General features: G+C 67.9%; 11 protein-coding genes. 7 read left to right on the top strand and 4 right to left on the bottom strand.

The window, feature by feature from the left end:
* Positions 1-3 precede the first annotated feature (3 nt).
* Positions 4-1,773: an N-acetylglutaminylglutamine amidotransferase gene (locus tag ACYVD0_RS20505; protein ID WP_460428509.1), complete on the bottom strand. Its 1,770-nt coding sequence runs from the start codon at positions 1,771-1,773 to the stop codon at positions 4-6.
* A 180-nt stretch (positions 1,774-1,953) separates the two neighbouring features.
* Between ACYVD0_RS20505 and ACYVD0_RS20500 the strand changes: the two genes are divergently transcribed.
* On the top strand, positions 1,954-2,415 hold the full coding sequence (locus tag ACYVD0_RS20500) for a MarR family winged helix-turn-helix transcriptional regulator (RefSeq protein ID WP_460428508.1): 462 nt from the start codon (positions 1,954-1,956) through the stop codon (positions 2,413-2,415).
* A gap of 54 nt (positions 2,416-2,469) precedes the next feature.
* Here the strand turns inward: ACYVD0_RS20500 and mnmC are convergent, their stop codons facing one another.
* Positions 2,470-4,431 (bottom strand): bifunctional tRNA (5-methylaminomethyl-2-thiouridine)(34)-methyltransferase MnmD/FAD-dependent 5-carboxymethylaminomethyl-2-thiouridine(34) oxidoreductase MnmC, encoded by a 1,962-nt coding sequence (gene mnmC, locus ACYVD0_RS20495; protein ID WP_460428507.1) that lies wholly within the window; start codon positions 4,429-4,431, stop codon positions 2,470-2,472.
* A 111-nt stretch (positions 4,432-4,542) separates the two neighbouring features.
* Here mnmC and pap point away from each other — a divergent pair, with 111 nt between their 5' ends.
* The gene (gene pap / locus ACYVD0_RS20490; protein ID WP_460428506.1) at positions 4,543-6,027 is read left to right on the top strand and encodes a polyphosphate kinase 2 family protein; all 1,485 of its coding nucleotides are present in this window, start codon (positions 4,543-4,545) and stop codon (positions 6,025-6,027) included.
* Positions 6,028-6,376: 349 nt separating this feature from the next.
* Positions 6,377-7,615 (top strand): OmpP1/FadL family transporter, encoded by a 1,239-nt coding sequence (locus tag ACYVD0_RS20485; protein WP_460428505.1) that lies wholly within the window; start codon positions 6,377-6,379, stop codon positions 7,613-7,615.
* Between the two features lie 90 nt (positions 7,616-7,705).
* On the opposite strand, the gene ACYVD0_RS20480 is transcribed toward ACYVD0_RS20485, so the two are convergent.
* Together ACYVD0_RS20480 and ACYVD0_RS20475 are read right to left on the bottom strand one after the other, a co-directional pair.
* Positions 7,706-7,897 carry a DUF6316 family protein gene (locus ACYVD0_RS20480; protein WP_460428504.1) on the bottom strand — a complete coding sequence of 64 codons (192 nt, stop codon included), beginning with the start codon at positions 7,895-7,897 and terminating at the stop codon, positions 7,706-7,708.
* Between the two features lie 202 nt (positions 7,898-8,099).
* A complete protein-coding gene (locus ACYVD0_RS20475) occupies positions 8,100-9,494 on the bottom strand; it encodes a class II fumarate hydratase (protein ID WP_460428503.1) in 1,395 nt (464 codons plus the stop codon).
* Between the two features lie 155 nt (positions 9,495-9,649).
* Here ACYVD0_RS20475 and ACYVD0_RS20470 point away from each other — a divergent pair, with 155 nt between their 5' ends.
* From ACYVD0_RS20470 to ACYVD0_RS20455, 4 genes are all read left to right on the top strand, one after another.
* Positions 9,650-10,150: a DUF2059 domain-containing protein gene (locus tag ACYVD0_RS20470; RefSeq protein WP_460428502.1), complete on the top strand. Its 501-nt coding sequence runs from the start codon at positions 9,650-9,652 to the stop codon at positions 10,148-10,150.
* The gene (locus ACYVD0_RS20465; RefSeq protein WP_460428501.1) at positions 10,147-10,455 is read left to right on the top strand and encodes a BolA family protein; all 309 of its coding nucleotides are present in this window, start codon (positions 10,147-10,149) and stop codon (positions 10,453-10,455) included. Before ACYVD0_RS20470 ends, ACYVD0_RS20465 begins: the two co-directional genes overlap by 4 nt.
* A gap of 195 nt (positions 10,456-10,650) precedes the next feature.
* The gene (locus ACYVD0_RS20460; RefSeq protein ID WP_460428500.1) at positions 10,651-11,283 is read left to right on the top strand and encodes a DsbA family protein; all 633 of its coding nucleotides are present in this window, start codon (positions 10,651-10,653) and stop codon (positions 11,281-11,283) included.
* Positions 11,276-13,066 (top strand): ABC transporter ATP-binding protein, encoded by a 1,791-nt coding sequence (locus ACYVD0_RS20455; RefSeq protein WP_460428499.1) that lies wholly within the window; start codon positions 11,276-11,278, stop codon positions 13,064-13,066. The genes ACYVD0_RS20460 and ACYVD0_RS20455 overlap by 8 nt, the downstream gene beginning before the upstream one ends.
* Positions 13,067-13,091 lie beyond the last annotated feature (25 nt).

Genomic DNA, 13,091 nt, shown 5'->3' with positions numbered 1-13,091 from the left:
TCCTTATAATCCTTGTTCGCTGAGCCAGAGGTTGAGTGCCGCCAACTGCCAGAGCTTGGAGCCGCGCAACGGGGTCAGTTGGCCCTGCGGATCGCTCAGCAGACGGTCGACTTCGGCCGGGTTGAACAGGCCGCGGTCCTGGCTGGGGTCGAGCAGCAGCTCGCGCACCCAGTCCAGGGTCGCGCCCTGCAGATGCTTGAGGCCCGGCACCGGGAAATAGCCCTTGGGCCGGTCGATCACCGCAGCCGGAATGACCTGGCGAGCGGCCTCCTTGAGCACGTACTTGCCGCCGTCCGGCAGCTTGAAGCGCGGCGGGATGCGCGCCGACAGCTCGACCAGGCGGTAGTCCAGAAACGGTGTGCGCGCCTCCAGGCCCCAGGCCATGGTCATGTTGTCGACCCGCTTGACCGGGTCCTCGACCAGCATCACGGTACTGTCCAGGCGCAGCGCCTTGTCCACGGGATCCTTGGCGCCTGGCATGGCGAAATGCTCGCGGACGAACTGGCCGGCATGGTCCTCGCCGCGCCACTTCGGCTGCACGGTGGCCAGGTATTCGTCGTGCTCGCGGTCGAAGAAGGCCGCCCGATAGGCGCTGAAGGGGTCGGCACTGCCCGCAAGCGGCGGATACCAGTGGTAGCCGGCGAACAGCTCGTCGGCACCCTGGCCGCTCTGCACCACCTTGCAGTGCCTGGCGACTTCCCGCGAGAGCAGGTAGAAGGCGATGCAGTCATGGCTGACCATCGGTTCGCTCATGGCGCGGAAGGCCGCCGGCAGCTGTTCGATGATCTCCCGCTCGTCGATGCGCAGCTGGTGATGGCGGGTGGCGTAGTGACGAGCGATCAGGTCGGAATACTGGAACTCGTCGCCGCGTTCGCCACCGGCGTCCTGAAAACCGATGGAGAAGGTCAGCAGGTTCTCCACCCCGGCCTCGCGCAGCAGGCCGACCAGCAGGCTGGAGTCGACCCCGCCGGAGAGCAGCACGCCGACGTCCACCGCCGCGCGCTGGCGGATTTCCACCGCCTCGTGCAGACTGACGAGCAGTGTGTCGCGCCACTCCGGCAGCTCGAAGCCGCGTTCGTCGTCCCGCGGGCCGTAGTCCAGCTGCCACCAGGTGCGCTGTTCGCGCTTGCCCTCGGCGTCGATGCGCAACCAGGTCGCCGGCGGCAGCTTTTCCACCTCGGCGAGCAGGGTGCGCGGCGCCGGCACCACGGCATGGAAATTCAGGTAATGGTTGAGCGCCACCGGGTCCAAGGCTGCGCCGATGTCGCCGCCCGCAAGCAGGGCCGGCAGGCTCGAGGCGAAGCGCAGGCGATGGCCGCTGCGCGAGAGGTACAACGGCTTGACGCCGAGACGGTCACGGGCGAGGAACAGCCGCTGGCGGTCGCGTTCCCAGATGGCGAAGGCGAACATGCCGTTGAGCTTCGGCAGCAGAGCTTCGCCCCAGGCGTGATAGCCCTTGAGCAGCACTTCGGTATCGCCGTTGGAGAAGAAGCGGTAGCCGAGGCTTTCCAGCTCTTCGCGCAGTTCCGGGTAGTTGTAGATAGCACCATTGAAGACAAGGTCGAGGCCGAGTTCGCTGTCGATCATCGGCTGGCCCGAGGCTTCGGCCAGATCCATGATCTTCAGCCGGCGATGGCCCAGGGCGATCGGCCCCCGGGTGTGCACGCCCCAGGCGTCGGGTCCGCGGGGGGCGAGGTGATGGGTGATGCGTTCGACCGCCGCGAGGTCGGCCGGACGCTTGTCAAAACGCAGTTCTCCAGATATGCCGCACATGAATCCTTACCGGTTTTGCCGTTGGGGAGGGTGTCCGCGCGCCCGCTTCAACGCGGGGGTGCTGTCGGCGGATCCAGATCTCATAAAACGGATCTGGATCCGCCGGCCAAGCGCACACTTTTACACCAAAGCAAGAAAATGCTTTGATGTCAAAGATTGATTACCTATATTTATACTGTCATGAACGATAAAGAAGTTTTATATCGAAGTGATATTTCAGCTTTCGAGTTGCCGCTGTTCCAGGCTATGCGGCGTCTGCAGCAGGCCGGGGAGGTGCATGCCAAACGGGTAGTGCGCTATGGCGGGCTGACTCCGATGCAGCTGCTGATCCTCCAGGTGCTGGCCGATGAGACTCAGTTGACGGCGAGTGCTCTGAGCCGGCGGGTCAGCCTCACCGCGGCGACCCTGTCCGGCTTGCTTGACCGGCTGGAGGAGCGCGGCCTGCTGCAGCGCCAGCGCGACGAGCAGGACCGCCGCCGGCAATGGCTGCTGCTCGCCGAGGCCGGCCGTGCCCTGCTGCAGGAGGCGCCGCCCCTGCTACCGCCGGAGTTCCGCGTGCGCTTTGCCGCGCTGCCGGAGTGGGAGCGGCACGCCCTGACCGCGGCGTTGCTGCGGGCGGCGGAGTTGTGTGGGGGGGAGTAAGAGGGGGCGGTTGCACCGCGGGCTGTGGGAGCGGCCTGGTGTGGCAGTCCCGCCTCACTTCCCCCGAATCAACTTCCGCAACCCGAACCGGTTGGGATGACAGGCCTCCGCCACCGCCCTCGGCACCGGCAGCGGTTCGTCGTCCAGCCAGGCGGCCAGCAGTTCCCCGGCCAGCGGCGCGCTGAGCAGGCCGCGCGAGCCGTGGCCGCTGCTCACGTACAGGCCCTCCAGCCAGGGACAGGGACGCTGCGGCGCCTGCCGGGCGTCCTTGCCGAGCACCCCGTAGGCTTCGGCGAAGGCCTCGCCGTCGGCCAGGGGACCGACGATCGGCAGGTAGTCCGGGCTGGTGCAGCGGAAGCCCGCCCGCCCTTCGAGAGCCATCGGATCGAGCCGGTCGAGCTGCAGCCGCTCGGCCAGGTCGGTGGAGATCTCCCGCAGCAGTTGCAGGTTCTCGGCATGCTCCTCGGCGTTGAGCGCCAGTTCCGTGCTGTCGAAGCGGAAGCTGGCGCCCAGGGTGTGCTCGCCGTCGCGCGGCGGGGCAACGTAGCCTTCGGCGCAGAGCACGGTCTGCAGGGCGCCGCTGGCGGCGGTGGCCGGCAGGCGGCTGATCTGCCCGCGGATGCGCTTGAGCGGCAGTCCGGCGGCCTGGGGAAAGCGGGCGATTTCCGCCGCGCCGGCCAGCACCGCGACTGGCGCCCGGGCGAGCAACTGGTCGCCGGCCCGGGCGCTCCACTGGCCATTCTCGCGGCATAGGTCGAGGACTTCCCGGTGTGTCAGCAGGCGGATGTTCGGCTGTGCGGCCAGGCGGCGACAGAGCGCCGGCGGATGCACCCAGCCGGCTTCGGGGTAGAACAGTCCGCCGCTGGCCAGGGCGATCCCGGCCTGGGCCTCGGCCTCCTCGTGGCTCAGGCTGTGCAGCAGGTCGGCGGGAAAGGCCGCGGCCAGCTCGGCCTGGCGCGCTGCCTCCTTGGCGTCGAAGGCCAGCTGCAGCACGCCGCAGGGAGCCCAGTCGCGGCCCGGCTCGAGGCTCTGCAGCAGCCGGCGGGTGAAGCCGAAGCCGGTGAGGATCAGCCGCGAGAGCGCTGTGCCGTGGGCCGACAGCTTGAGATAGAGCACCCCCTGGGGGTTGCCGGAGGTTTCCTCGGCGACCCCGTCGCGGCGCTCCAGCAGGGTCACCTGCCAGCCGCGCCGGGCCAGGCTCGCCGCCGCGGCGCAGCCGGCCAGGCCGGCGCCGATCACCAGTGCTTCGCGGGCGCCGGTGGGGCGCGGCGGGCGGGCGAACCAGGGCTTGGCGGCGTTTTGCGGCGTTCCTTCGAAACGCCCGGCGAGCATCTCGCGCTTCTGCCCGAAGCCCTTGACCCGCTGCATGGTGAAGCCTGCCGCGTTCAGCCCGCGGCGCACGAAGCCTGCGCTGGTAAAGGTGGCAAGGGTGGCGCCAAGGGCGGACAGCCGGGCCAACTCGGCGAATAGCTCGGGCGTCCACATCTCGGGGTTCTTCACCGGGGCGAAGCCATCGAGGAACCAGGCGTCGATGCGCGCATCCAGCTCGGGCAGACGCTCCAGCACATCGCCGACCAGCAGGGTCAGCACCACCCGGCCGCCGGCGAAGACCAGCCGCTGGAAGCCCGGATGCACGGCGACGTACTGCGCTAGCAGCGCGTCGGCATACTCGGCCAGCTCCGGCCAGAGGGCCAGGGCCTGGCGCAGGTCGGTGTGGGTCAGGGGGTACTTCTCTACGCTGACGAAGTGCAGGCGGGCGTCGGTTGGTGCCGTGCGCTCGAACAGCTGCCAGGCGCAGAGGAAGTTCAGCCCGGTGCCGAAGCCGGTCTCGCCGATGGTCAGCCGTCCGCCGGCCGGCAGGGCGGCGCAGCGCCGCGGCAGCTCGTTGTGGCCGAGAAACACATAGCGGGTTTCCTCCAGCCCCGAGGCGCGGGAGAAATACACGTCGCCGAAACCGCGCGACAGTGGCTGGCCTTGCTCGTCCCAGTCGAGCTGGGCGTGCTGGAAATCGGACATGGGCGCTCTCTTGGAAAATCAGCGGCGCATTCTAACCGAACCCCCGGCTGGGGCCGGACAGTGCGCCGTCCATCCGTTACGCTGAGGGGACCCTTGTGCCAGGAGTTGTTCATGTTCGAGTCTGCGGAAATCGGCCATATGATCGATAAGGCCACGTTCGATGCCGAAGTGCCGGCATTGCGCGAGGCGTTGCTGGAGGCCCAGTTCGAATTGAAGCAGCAGGCGCGCTTTCCGGTGATTGTGCTGATCTGCGGTATCGAGGGCGCGGGCAAGGGCGAGACGGTCAAACTGCTCAACGAATGGATGGATCCGCGGCATATCGAGGTCAGCACCTTCGATCAGCAGACCGACGAGGAGCTGGCCCGCCCGCCGGCCTGGCGCTACTGGCGGCAACTGCCGCCGAAGGGGAAGATCGGCATCTTTTTCGGCAACTGGTACAGCCAGATGCTGCAGGCACGGGTGCACAAGATGATCGACGACGCCCGCCTCGACCAGGCCATCGATAGTGCCGAGCGCCTGGAGCGCATGCTCAGCGACGAGGGCGCACTGATCTTCAAGTTCTGGTTCCACCTCTCCAGGAAGCGCATGCGGGAGCGCCTGGAGACCCTCAAGGACGATCCCCTGCACAGCTGGCGGCTCAGCCCGCTGGACTGGCAGCAGTCGAAGACCTATGACAAGTTCGTGCGTCATGGCGAGCGGGTGCTGCGCCGCAGCAGTCGCGACTTCGCCCCCTGGTACGTGATCGAGGGGGCAGACGAGCGCTATCGCAGCCTGAGCGTCGGGCGCATCCTCCTCGAAGGTCTACAGGCGGCCCTCAAGCATCGCGGCCGGGTGACCCACCGCCCGCATGCGGCGCCGTTGGTCTCCAGCGTGGACAACCGTGCCTTGCTGGATGCCCTGGACATGACCCAGGTGCTGGCCAAGGACGATTATCAGGAGCAACTGATCACCGAGCAGGCACGGCTGTCCGGAGTGATACGCGACAAGCGCATGCGTCGGCATGCTCTGCTGGCGGTGTTCGAGGGCAACGACGCGGCGGGCAAGGGCGGGGCGATCCGGCGCGTCACCGGGGCGCTGGACCCGCGCCAGTACCGCATCGTGCCGGTCGGCTCGCCGACCGACGAGGAGCGCGCGCAACCCTACCTGTGGCGCTTCTGGCGGCATATCCCGGCGCGCGGAAAGTTCACCATCTTCGACCGCTCCTGGTACGGACGGGTACTGGTGGAGCGGGTCGAGGGCTTCTGCAGCGAAGCCGACTGGCTGCGCGCCTACGGCGAGATCAATGATTTCGAGGAGGAGCTGACCAGCGCCGGGGTGGTGGTGGTCAAGTTCTGGCTGGCCATCGACCAGCAGACCCAGCTCGAGCGCTTCAAGGAGCGCGAGGCGACGCCCTTCAAACGTTTCAAGATCACCCCGGACGACTGGCGCAACCGCGACAAGTGGGACGCCTACTGCGATGCGGTGGGCGACATGGTCGACCGCACCAGCACCGAGATCGCCGCCTGGACCCTGGTCGAGGCCAACGACAAGTACTTTGCCCGGGTGAAGATCCTGCGCACCCTCAACGAGGCTCTGGAGAAGGCATTTCACAGCTGAGGCGCGTCTTCCTTCCAACCGTTCGTCGGCTACCCGGGCCTTCGGCTGTGTGCCGACGAGCGGGCATCCCGCCCCCCTGCGGCTGGAGCCTCCAGGCAGGGTCTGCCGAGGCAATGAGCTGTCATTCCGGTAACTATGCTTACGCGGGTTGACTGACACTGGGCATGGCAAGGCGATATCGCTTCGCTGGTAGCCCTGCCCACACGAGGTCGACGGACTGCCAGTCCGTGCCCCGGATGCTTTCCGGGAGGGGCAGGTGGGTTGTTGCATCGCCCTGTCCAAGACCGCTCAGTCTGCACGGCTGGTACACCCTCAATAGAGTCGGATGGACGCGAGAGAGGTGGCTACCATGCCAACCCGCCAGGTTCTGTTCGGGCTAGCCCTGCTCGGTGCCGCTGGCACCGGCTGGACTGATGACTCCATGTTCAATGTTGCCGCCGGGCGCAGCGGGCCGACAGGCACCGGTTCCGGCGCGCAGGCCGGCGATGCCGTTCCGCCACTGGGCAATCCGGCCGCGCTCGCCGTGCTGTCCGCGCGCCCTGCCGGTCATGGCGCCTGGCCGGCGCCGGTCGGTTTCGGCCTTGACTTCGGGCACTCAGCCAACAAGGCCGCCGGTGGTGACGCGGGGGCGCCCATGCCGGGCGGCTTGCTGGTCGGGCAGGGGCTGGGCGAGCGGGCCAGCGTCGGCTTCGGCTTGTACGAAGGCTTCGCTCCGCCCATGGCGGGGGGCACCGATCTGACCAGGAGCTACCTGAGCCCGGAACCTGCACTGACCGGCCTGTCCGCACAGCCGACCTTCGCCTACCAGATCAGCGATTCCCTTTCCATCGGAGTCGGCCCGCGCTTCGTCCACGGCGCCGTGGTCGGCGGCGCGGCTCCCGGCAGCGATCCGGCCGATGCGCCGCCGGCCTATCGCGACAGCGACACGAGCGCCGGCCTCAATCTGGGCCTGCTGTACCAACTGGGCGAGAGCACCTGGCTGGGGCTGGCCTATGCCAGCCGCTACGAACTGGATCTCGACGAGCGTTCCGGCGTCGCCAATCCCCTGGTGAACCTCGCCCAAGGGCGCCCGGAAACCAACCGGCTCGTCGCCGACCTGCGGGCGCCGAGCACCGTCACCGCGAGCATTTCCCATCGGCTCGACAGCGGCTGGATGCTTTCGGCCAGTGTGGGGTGGCTGGGCTGGAGCGGGCTCGAAAGGGCTGCCGGCGAGGCGCAAGCGATCGGTGCCGTGACCGCGGGCGGCGCCGAGCGCCAGTACCGGGACACCTGGCGTCTCGCCCTGGGTGCGGAGCAGCAGCTCAGCGAGCGGTTGCGCTGGAACATGGGGGTGAGCTACGACTCCTCGCCGCTGGCCGGCAACGAGCGGAACCTGGATGACCCGATGCCGGAGAACCTGCGTCTGGCCGCGGGGTTGAGCTATCAGATGGACGAAGGGGTGGAGCTGCAGCTCGGCTACAGCCTGATCTGGCTAGGCGAGTCGCAGGCCTGGCAGAACAACCGGACGCGCACCGACAGTGTCCTGTCCGTCGAGCCGCCCAGCAGCACCCTGCACGTCATCGGCGGCGGGGTGGTCTGGCGTTTCTGAGAACCGACCGGGACAGGCAGCCTCCGGGCTGCACCGTCCTGCGCCCGACAGCTGGGCGGGTCGGGAAAGCCGATTCGCTGGAAGCAGCACTTAGCGGGGCTGTTGTGCCCGGCACTGGCGGATATAGTCCTCGACGCCCTTCAGGGCTTCCTCGCGACTGGCATAGGGGCCCATCAGTTGACCCTCGCGGGTGTCGAAAAAGAATTCGTGATTGACGGCGCAGATGCGCTCGCTGCGAAAGCGGGTGACGGGAGCCGTGTCGGTCGAGCGCTGTGTAGACATGGCGATACTCCTTGCAAGGGGTGTTGCAGACAGGGGAGAGCGGATCGGGGCAGGTCGCCCCGCGGAATTGGGCACGATGCTATCAGAGTTGCCGGCTGGACGTCCTGTCTGACAAAAGGCGAGGTTTGACCGCGTGGTCCGGGACGCTCGATGCCCCCGACTGCGTGGTTGAAAGCGCCTTCCTGCGCTCCTGCGCGCCCCTTCAGCTGTGCCGGCTGGCCTCCAGCATGTCCTGCGGACGCACCCAGGCATCGAAGTCCTCGGCGCTGACGTGGCCCAGCGCCAGGGCGGCCTCGCGCAGGGTAGTGCCCTCTTCATAAGCCTTCTTGGCGATTTCTGCGGCCCTGTCGTAGCCGATGTGCGGGTTCAGCGCGGTCACCAGCATCAGGCTGCGCTCGAGGTGCTCGGTCATCCGCTGCGGGTCCGGCTCCAGCCCCTCGACGCAGTGCAGGCGGAAGTTGTGGCAGCCGTCGGCGAGCAGGCGCACCGACTGCAGCAGGTTGTAGATGATCACCGGCTTGTAGACGTTGAGCTGCAGGTGCCCCTGGCTGGCGGCGAAGGCGATGGTGCTGTCGTTGCCCAGCACCTGGCAGGCGAGCATGGACAATGCCTCGCACTGGGTCGGGTTGACCTTGCCGGGCATGATCGAGCTGCCTGGCTCGTTGGCCGGTAGGCGCACTTCGGCGATTCCGGCGCGTGGGCCGGAGCCGAGCAGGCGCAGGTCGTTGGCGATCTTCGTCAGCGCCACCGCCAGGGTCTTCAGCGCACCGGAGAGGTGTACCAGCGGCTCGTGGCCGGCGAGGGCGGCGAACTTGTTCGGCGCCGAGACGAAGGGCAGCCCGGAAAGTGCCGCGAGCTCGGCGGCGATGGCTTCAGCGAAGCCCGGCGGCGTGTTCAGCCCGGTGCCCACCGCGGTGCCGCCCTGGGCCAGCTCGCAGACCGCCGGCAGCGCCGCGCGGATGGCCCGCTCGGCGCAGTCCAGCTGGGCGACGAAGGCCGACAGCTCCTGGCCGAAGGTGATTGGCGTAGCGTCCATCAGGTGGGTGCGACCGGTTTTCACCAAGTGGGTATGCCGCGCCGCCTGCGCGGCGAGGGCGCCGCCCAGTTCGGCGATCGCCGGCAGCAGCTCGTGCTGCACGATGCGCACTGTGGCGATATGCATGGCGGTGGGGAAGCAATCGTTGGAGCTCTGTGCGTGGTTGACGTGATCGTTGGGGTGTACCGGGCTCTTGCCGCCGCGCTGGCCGCCGGCCAGTTCGTTGGCGCGCCCGGCGATCACCTCGTTGACGTTCATGTTGCTCTGCGTGCCGCTGCCGGTCTGCCAGACCATCAGCGGAAACTGCTCGTCGTGCTTGCCGGCGAGGACCTCGTCGGCAGCCTGTTCGATCAGCCGGGCGATGTCCGGCGGCAGCTCGCCGATGCTGTCGTTGACCCGCGCGGCGGCTTTCTTGATCAGTGCCAGGGCATGCAGCACGGCCAGCGGCATGCGCTCCTGGCCGATGGCGAAATTGATCAGCGAGCGTTGTGTCTGGGCGCCCCAGTAGGCCTCGTCGGGAACCTCGATCGGCCCCAGGCTGTCGGTTTCAGTGCGGCTCATACGGCAAGTCTCCACGGAAGTGGGAAGTACCGAAGTGTAGACGCAGCCTCCGTCGGCCTCCCTTGAGCCCCCACCGGCTTGGGCGCAGAATGGCCTGGCCGGGAAGGTCCCGCCGGGGGCTTTTTCCCTTTTGCCTTGCTTAGAAGGATGTCCGAATGTCCCGTTTTAGAGTGTTCTGTGCCGCCACCCTGCTGCTCTGCGCCAGCGGTCAGGCATTGGCCGATACCACCAGCCATGCCGCCGCCGCGGAGAAATTCCTCCAGGTGGTACGGGCAGACAAGCTGACCGTGCCGGTCTACGCCCAGGTGCAGCAGATGTTCGCCCAGCGCTTCGCCGAGGCCAAGGCGCCGCAGAGCAAGCAGCCGTTGCTGGAGCGCTACCAGGCCAGGGCCAATACCGCGCTGGACCGGGCGGTCGGCTGGGACAGGCTCAAGCCCGACATGGTCAGGCTCTACACCGGCACCTTCAGCGAAACCGAGATGAAGGAGCTGGTCAGGTTCTACCAGTCGTCGCTGGGGCAGAAGGTCCTGCAGAGCATGCCGGCGCTCACCGCGCAATCGGCGCAGATGACCCAGGCGGCGCTGGAGAAGGCGGTGCCGGAAGTGAACCGACTGCTTGAAGAAATGCAGAAAGAGCTGGGAGAGGCCAAGAAATGACCCTCAAGAGCGAACGCATCAAGACCGCCCTGGCGGCCCTCGAACCCCAGTACCTGGAGATGCTCGACGAAAGCCACATGCACAGCCGCGGTCTGGAGACCCACTACAAGGCGGTGATCGTCAGCCCGCAGTTCGCCGGCCTGGGCGTGGTGAAGCGCCACCAGAAGGTCTACGCCACCCTCGGCGAGCTGATGGGGCAGCTCCATGCCCTGGCCCTGCACACCTACACCCCCGAGGAATGGACGGAGCGCGGCGTCGCGCCGGATTCGCCGCTCTGCGCCGGTGGCAGCAAGCACGACCACTGAGGACGTGGGAGGCGGCAGTTCGCCACAGTCCGCCCGCCCGGTCCCCCTGCGGTAAACTTCTCCCCGCGCCGGCATCCGCCGGCGCAGCCATTTTCAGGGCATCGACAGCTTTTTTGTTTTTTGCCGGCCACAGGCCACACTCTGGCCCGGCTGACTACGATCAAACCATTCTCCCACAAGCGCTACGGAGTTCGTATGAGTGAGCGCCTGCTCTATGTAATGGATCCGATGTGCTCCTGGTGCTGGGGCTTCGCCCCGGTGGTCGAGGAGCTGGCCAGTCAGGCGGCGCAGGCAGGCGTACGGCTGGACTGGGTGGTCGGCGGCCTGCGCCAGGAGCGCTCGCCGCTCGGCGAGCCGGTCCGCGCGCGCATCCTCGCCCACTGGCAGGCGGTTCACGCCAGCACCGGCCAGCCCTTCAACTTCACCGAGGGATTGCCCGAGGGCCTGGTCTACGACACCGAGCCGGCCTGCCGGGCGCTGGTGGTGGCGCGCCACCTCGCGCCGCGGCGGGTAGCGCGCCTCGCGCGGCTGATCCAGCAGGCCTTCTATCTGGAAGGCCGCGATGTCACCCATGCGCGTGTCCTGCTGGAGCTGGCCGAAGCCGCCGGATTCACCCGGTGCTGCTTCGCCGAGGCCTTCGACAGCGCCGAGCAGCAGGCCGCCACCTGCGCCGATTTCGCCTGGGTCGAGCGGCTCGGCATCGCCGGCTTTCCGACCCTGCTGGCCGAGCGCAACGGTATGCTCGCCCTGCTGACCAACGGCCATCAGTCGATCGAGCGCCTGGCGCCCCTGCTGGAGCGCTGGCTGGAGCGTGTCGCCCATGCCTGAACCGCCCGACCGCCTGAGCTGGGCGGAGATCCGCCGGCTCGCCCTGCATCACCGCAAGGCCCTGCTGCTGGCCAATGCCGTCGCCGTGCTGGCGGCCCTGGCCAGCGTGCCGATCCCACTCTTGCTGCCGTTGCTGGTCGACGAGGTGCTGCTCAAGCAAGGCGACGCGGCGTTGCGGATGATGGACCGCCTGCTGCCCGGCGCCTGGCAGAACGCAGTCGGCTACATCGGCCTGATGCTGCTGGCCACCCTGCTGCTGCGCGGCGCGGCGCTGCTGTTCAACGTGGTGCAGGCGCGGCTGTTCGCCGGACTGTCGAAGGACGTCGTCTACCGTCTGCGCATGCGCCTGATCGAGCGGCTCAAGCGTATATCCCTCGGCGAATACGAAAGCCTCGGCAGTGGCACCGTGACCGCGCACCTGGTCACCGACCTGGACACCCTGGACACTTTCGTCGGTGATACCCTGAGCCGCTTCCTGGTCGCTGTCCTGACCCTGGCCGGCACCTCGGTGATCCTGATCTGGATGCATTGGCAGCTGGCTCTGTTGATCCTGCTGTTCAATCCCCTGGTGGTCTACGCCACGGTGCTGCTCGGCAAGCGCGTCAAGCACCTGAAGAAGCTGGAGAACGACAGCACCGCGCGCTTCACCCAGGCGCTCGGCGAAACCCTCGAGGCGATCCAGGAGGTCCGCGCCGGCAACCGTCAGGGCTTCTTCCTCGGCCGCCTCGGCCTGCGTGCCCGGGAAGTGCGCGACCGCGCCGTCGCTTCGCAGTGGAGGACCGATGCCTCGAGCCGTGCCAGCGGCCTGCTGTTCCAGTTCGGCATAGACGTGTTCCGCGCTGCGGCGATGTTCACCGTGCTGTTCTCCGACCTGTCGATCGGCCAGATGCTCGCGGTGTTCAGCTACCTGTGGTTCATGATCGCCCCAGTGGAGCAATTGCTCGGCCTGCAATACGCCTTCTACGCTGCCGGCGGCGCGCTGACTCGCCTCAACCAGCTGCTCGCCCGCGCCGACGAGCCGCAGTACCCCGGCGGTGTCGACCCCTTCCGGGGGCGCACTACGGTAGGCATCGAGGTGCGTGATCTGCGCTTCGCCTACCGCGACGAGCTGGTGTTGGACGGCCTCGACCTATCCATCGCCCCTGGGGAGAAGGTCGCCATCGTCGGCGCCTCGGGGGGCGGCAAGAGCACCCTGGTGCAGCTGCTGCTCGGCCTCTACAGCCCGCAGTCGGGGAGCATTCGCTTCGGTGGCTCGACCCTTCAGGAAATCGGCCTGGAGCGGGTGCGCGAGCAGGTCGCGGTGGTCCTGCAGCAGCCGGCGCTGTTCAACGACACAGTGCGCGCCAACCTCACCCTGGGCCGCGAGCGTAGCGACGAGGCCTGCTGGCAGGCGCTGGAGATCGCCCAGTTGGCGGCGACCATCCGCGCCCTGCCGGAAGGGTTGGACAGCGTGGTCGGGCGTTCCGGCGTGCGCCTCTCCGGCGGCCAGCGGCAGCGCCTGGCGATCGCCCGCATGATCCTCGCCGAGCCCAAGGTGGTGATCCTCGATGAAGCCACCTCGGCCCTCGATGCGGCTACCGAATATGCCCTGCACGAGGCACTGGCGCGCTTCCTCCAAGGCCGTACCACTCTGATCATCGCCCACCGCCTGTCCGCGGTGAAGCAGGCCGATCGGGTGCTGGTGTTCGACGACGGGCGCATCGCCGAGGAGGGCGACCATCACCAGCTGATCGCCGAGGGCGGGCTGTACGCCAAGCTCTACGGGCACCTGCAGCAGCACTGAGCTGCCGATATGGGAAAAGTCGCGG

It is taken from the genome of Azotobacter armeniacus (genome assembly GCF_054779355.1).
The sequence above is the reverse complement of the archived record's forward strand: the minus strand, read 5'-3'. Positions and strand labels throughout refer to the sequence as shown.